Origin of the sequence: Pseudoalteromonas luteoviolacea NCIMB 1942 (assembly GCF_001625595.1) — a bacterium.
Taxonomy (GTDB): domain Bacteria; phylum Pseudomonadota; class Gammaproteobacteria; order Enterobacterales; family Alteromonadaceae; genus Pseudoalteromonas; species Pseudoalteromonas luteoviolacea_A.
Window position 1 is genome coordinate 1 of sequence record NZ_AUXT01000091.1, and the last position, 534, is coordinate 534.

At 39.9% G+C, this 534-nt stretch carries 2 pseudogenes; both read right to left on the minus strand.

The annotated features are described in order from the left end of the window. Nucleotides 1-181: pseudogene (locus N482_RS25510) on the minus strand (transposase); the annotation flags it as partial. Next, nucleotides 178-534 (minus strand): annotated as a pseudogene (locus N482_RS25175) (transposase); the annotation flags it as partial. The pseudogenes N482_RS25175 and N482_RS25510, both read right to left, overlap by 4 nt.

Below are 534 nucleotides of genomic sequence, written 5' to 3' on the forward strand. Positions count from 1 at the left end.
TGAACCCTTCTTCTATCTGCATTCTTAACTGGTAAATATTGACTAGCTTCGCTGCAAAGTTGCGTGAATAAGGAAGTGAGCTAGAGATAAGCCATGGATCTCTGGCGGGCTTAATATGCACTTTTTCATGCTTTGATTGTTTTGGTTTTCCCGAACGATTTAGTGACTTTCTTCCTTTCACTTGTATATAGCTAACTGGCACTTCAGAGGGTTTCTACGAGCAATGTAGCCAATAAACGCTTGAGCATGTCTTGTCGCTTTTTTATAAAGGTGTGTGATGCATTGCCAACTTTCTTCGTCAACAGAGTAAAAATTTGGCAAACGTGTTCTACCAACAAAGTCCCAACCTTGTGCTAATACACTGCGAAACCAAGGTGTCTTAAAACCTGTATCCGTGACAATGATAGGCTTACAATCCTGTGGCAGTACTTGCGCTAACTTTTTCAAGAACAACGCATGTGTTTCTGGTTTTTCTTTGGTTTTGATTGAATGAACTTCTTCATAGACACATATACTTCGACTATGTGATGGCAA